The sequence below is a fragment of the Bacillota bacterium genome, from assembly GCA_023511485.1.
Taxonomy (GTDB): domain Bacteria; phylum Actinomycetota; class Aquicultoria; order Aquicultorales; family Aquicultoraceae; genus CADDYS01.
Genome location: JAIMBH010000053.1, coordinates 1 through 3,621, shown reverse-complemented (window position 1 = coordinate 3,621; position 3,621 = coordinate 1). Strand labels below are relative to the sequence as shown.

6 protein-coding genes are annotated in these 3,621 nt (G+C 41.1%); 5 read left to right on the top strand and 1 reads right to left on the bottom strand.

The genetic code is table 11. The annotated features are described in order from the left end of the window. Positions 1-398: 398 nt before the first annotated feature. On the bottom strand, positions 399-1,202 hold the full coding sequence (locus tag K6T91_11475; protein ID MCL6473405.1) for a transposase: 804 nt from the start codon (positions 1,200-1,202) through the stop codon (positions 399-401). Between the two features lie 388 nt (positions 1,203-1,590). On the opposite strand from K6T91_11475, the gene K6T91_11470 reads away from it, so the two are divergent. The 5 genes from K6T91_11470 to K6T91_11450 all read left to right on the top strand — a co-directional run bounded on the left by K6T91_11470 (position 1,591) and on the right by K6T91_11450 (position 3,592). Then, on the top strand, positions 1,591-1,815 hold the full coding sequence (locus K6T91_11470) for a DUF433 domain-containing protein (protein MCL6473404.1): 225 nt from the start codon (positions 1,591-1,593) through the stop codon (positions 1,813-1,815). Further along, the gene (locus K6T91_11465; GenBank protein MCL6473403.1) at positions 1,815-2,183 is read left to right on the top strand and encodes a DUF5615 family PIN-like protein; all 369 of its coding nucleotides are present in this window, start codon (positions 1,815-1,817) and stop codon (positions 2,181-2,183) included. The genes K6T91_11470 and K6T91_11465 overlap by 1 nt, the downstream gene beginning before the upstream one ends. A gap of 256 nt (positions 2,184-2,439) precedes the next feature. Then, positions 2,440-2,685: a ribbon-helix-helix domain-containing protein gene (locus K6T91_11460; GenBank protein ID MCL6473402.1), complete on the top strand. Its 246-nt coding sequence runs from the start codon at positions 2,440-2,442 to the stop codon at positions 2,683-2,685. After that, entirely contained in the window at positions 2,669-3,106 is a 438-nt protein-coding gene (locus tag K6T91_11455) for a putative toxin-antitoxin system toxin component, PIN family (protein MCL6473401.1), read from the top strand. The genes K6T91_11460 and K6T91_11455 overlap by 17 nt, the downstream gene beginning before the upstream one ends. Positions 3,107-3,187: 81 nt before the next feature. After that, complete coding sequence (locus K6T91_11450) at positions 3,188-3,592, top strand: hypothetical protein (GenBank protein ID MCL6473400.1); 405 nt, start codon at positions 3,188-3,190, stop codon at positions 3,590-3,592. The last annotated feature ends 29 nt before the right edge of the window (positions 3,593-3,621 follow it).

Sequence of the window (3,621 nt, the reverse complement as noted above, 5' to 3'; positions counted from 1 at the left end):
TTTATCCAGAGCGATGGGTCAAAGAACTACCGCATCTCTACTCACCCCGACTTTATCACTTACGACAAAAAGAAGCTCCTCGCTCACCAAGACCACCACATCAGGGAGCTTGCCAAGAAATTGCCCTAACGGGCGGAGGCATAAAGCGGAGCTTCATTTACCATAATCCTTTGGGGGAGAAGGTTGATCCTGGTATGTCCTTTAGCAATCCGCTTCATTTCAAGCCTCACCCCGTCCCACAAAAGCACGCTTTGTGATACCAATCCGGGGAGCCAATCGGTTTCGAATTGAAAACAACTTGAAAATCCGCTCTACAGAGCGGATTTTCTTACATATGCCTGCAGTTATGGGAGTAGTCACGGGTTAAGCCTAACTCAGCTATTAGGGTGTCGCATAAATCATGCCACCAGCCTTTTGATAGATCTTAGGTTTTCAGCGTGTACTTTGTTTGTATAAAGGAGCACGTTATAGGCTAGAATTAGCCATTTGATATGTTCTTTGGCATGTGAGAGCTTTTTAACCCAGAAGGGTAGCTCATCTATACGGATTATCTCTTTTAGCTGGGAGAACACCTGCTCTACCACTGCTCTTTTATTTAGAAGAATTGTCCCAAATCTAGAACAGGTAAGTCTAAATGCACGTTTTCTCTCACCCTTGGCCAAAGAAATAGCATTATCAACTGTTATAGCCCGCCTTGGATTGATCCTGGCAATAAGTTTTGCATCCAATTCCTTGCGGCAATACCTGTATAGTGCTGTAACATCATAAGAGGCATCGCCAGTCAAATATTTTAGTTTTGGATTTATCTTCTTAGCTTCTTTGAGTACGTATTTTGCTGGAGCAATCTCTTTAGAGGATGCTTTGGTAACGGTAAAGAAGAGCACAGCACCTTTTAGATCACATGCCAGATGTAGTTGATAGCCATAAAACATCCCCTTTGAGGAATATCCCCAATTAGCATTGGGATGTAGTTTTGGGTCTGCTTCAATTGCCGAAGCGTCGATAAAAGCGGCAATACCACTTGCTAGATTGGTGGTAGTCTTTTTGTACAGTCGATCCCGTAGCCTTCGCAAATCTGAGTCGTTCTTTCTTCTTGCAAGTGTTGCCAAGTGCGGGATATTTGCTGGCTTTAGATTAAAAAGACGTGCCCACAACCTGCTATTTTTAAGTCTGTGATAAAGTCCTCTCAAAGATAATCCCATAATGGATGCTAAAGCTAGCATAACCAAGATATCAGAATCATTGTATCTCTTGGGTCTGCCCCTTCTAGTAGCGCGAGGTCTGCCTCGCTTCTTAAGCCTCTAGTTCTGCGACAAGCTCTCGCAAGATTGTCACAATTTTTCTTGCAATCTGGTAAGATATGTTCGCCACCTCTTTCTATAGGGTTGTTTTTAAGCGAACACCATCCTACCAGAAAGTAGGTGGCATTTCTTTATGTGTTTTTCAAAGAACATGATTTATGCGACACGGTACAGCTATAATTGTTATTGACGAGATCAAGACATGATCTTTTAGCGATTCAACCAATTGCTCTCAATCAAAAGTTCAGCTATGCTTGATATATAGAACAAGGCTAAAAAGGAGGACAAGATGCCGGTAAACTGGCGAGATTATATTGTAAGCACTGCTGATGTACTTCACGGTAAGCCTCGCATCAAAGGCACACGCATCCCAGTAAGTCTCATTCTTGGGTACTTAGCTTCAGGTATGTCAGCTGAGCAGATAATCGAAGAGCTTCCTGACCTTACTAAAGAGCATATAGCCGCTTGTCTAGATTATGCCAGAGATTTATCGGATTTCGAGGCTGCGGTGTAATGAGCTTAAGGCTGTTTGCAGATCATTGCACTCCAAGCTCAGTAATTAACAGCCTTCGGACAGCAGGATATGAGGTTCTTCGCCTCCAAGATCATATCCCCAAAGATTCTCCAGACCAGCAGGTGATAGCAAAGGCACAAGAGCTTGATTCAATACTGCTTTCCCTAAACGGTGATTTCTCAGATATAGTTGCGTATCCTCCAGAGCACTATAAAGGTATCATCGCTCTTCAAGTAAGAAATCATCCAGAATCAATCCCGCAACTGATCGAAAGGTTGAAAGATTACCTATCAGATCACCAAAGCATGAATCATTTTATCGGAAAACTATTCTTAGTAGAAACTCACAGAATCAGGGTCCGCACATAGCAAGAGCACATAATCTCTCAATTGGTTCGAATAGCGACCGATCCGGGGAGCCAATAGGATTCAAACTGGAAATATAGGCTCTGTAGAGCCAAAATAATGATTTGAATAATTTATTAACCCCAGGTTAGTAATTATTCAAACCGCACAAAAATGGCTTTGACAAGCCATTTTTGTTTTTTAGAGAAGGTTTGAATCCAACCCCCTGGTTTTGTAAAAATCTACTTGACCGTTATTAAATGTTAACCAGGAGGTGATTATGTTGGGAAAATACAAAGTTGTAACCTTATCAATGCCAGAAGAAATTTATAAACAGGCTAATGAGATTGCTAAAGAAGGAAGAACCAGAAGCGAGCTCTTTAGAGAAGCTCTAAGGCAGTATGTTGATGCGAAGAAATGGCGTAAACTTCAAAGAGAAACAGCAGAGCGGGCTAGAAGTCTAGTTATCACGTCAGAGGATGATGTTAAGCGCATCATTAGGGAACTGCGTGAGCGAACCTCATGAGACTTTGCGACCTAAAGTTGTCTTAGATACCAATATCCTTATCTCGGCTCTTGCTTTAATTAGCGAATCCACAGATCAAGTCATTGAGTTAGCTAGAAGAGGCGAGATCGAGCTTTATATTTCAAAGCCAATTCTCATAGAGTTTAAACGTGTTCCGGTCGTGAAGTTTCGATACAGTGAAAATGAAGCTATTGAACGCTTGGCTTCCATCATAAGAATTTCAACGTTGGTTAATCCCAAAGAACGGTTCTCAGCCGTTCAAGATGACGAATCCGATAACCGAATCCTCGAATGTGCTTTTGCTGCCAAAGCCAATTTTATCGTTTCAGGCGACAAGCACCTAAAGAACCTCAGAGAATTCAAGAGCATTAAAATCCTTCCACCCTCAGAATTTATCCGTGATTATTTTAGTGAGCGATAGTTATTGACGAATAGAACTGCTTATATAAATATCAATCGCTATTATATGTTACAATAGTAATGGATTATTAAACGAGGCTAAATGGATACTAGCACCAATACAAACGCAAAACATAGTAGGTTATTCTATCTCGGTATATCTTTACTGCTACTTTTCGGTTTCTTGATTTTTTCAGTTTTTGAAAATTCCTTTAACAAAACATCAGGCCAAACCGTTTCTATTCCAGCGACTTTACCTTTAATTGCCTTTATTATCTTTTACGAGGGCTTTATTAAGAAAAGGAGCTTAAGAGAAATCGGCATTAAAAAGGAGAATTTTTGGCGTAATGCTGGAGTTGGCGCTTTGTTAGCTTTCTTTGGTTTCTTTGTTTTGTTTGCGATTGTTAAGATTGCAATTCCGGGTCTTATGGAAGGAATTGCAGGCCGCACCGAAACAGTAAGTGTAGGCGGCCAAATTATTTGGCACAAGTTCGGCCAAATTAAATGACCGCCTACTGCATAAAAAATCACTCGCTT

Coding starts and splice junctions, on each gene's coding strand:
- K6T91_11465 (MCL6473403.1), top strand. CDS start 1,815: ATGAGCTTAAGGCTGTTTGCAGATCATTGCACTCCAAGCTCAGTAATT.
- K6T91_11470 (MCL6473404.1), top strand. CDS start 1,591: ATGCCGGTAAACTGGCGAGATTATATTGTAAGCACTGCTGATGTACTT.
- K6T91_11475 (MCL6473405.1), bottom strand. CDS start 1,202: ATGGGATTATCTTTGAGAGGACTTTATCACAGACTTAAAAATAGCAGG.
- K6T91_11450 (MCL6473400.1), top strand. CDS start 3,188: ATGGATACTAGCACCAATACAAACGCAAAACATAGTAGGTTATTCTAT.
- K6T91_11460 (MCL6473402.1), top strand. CDS start 2,440: ATGTTGGGAAAATACAAAGTTGTAACCTTATCAATGCCAGAAGAAATT.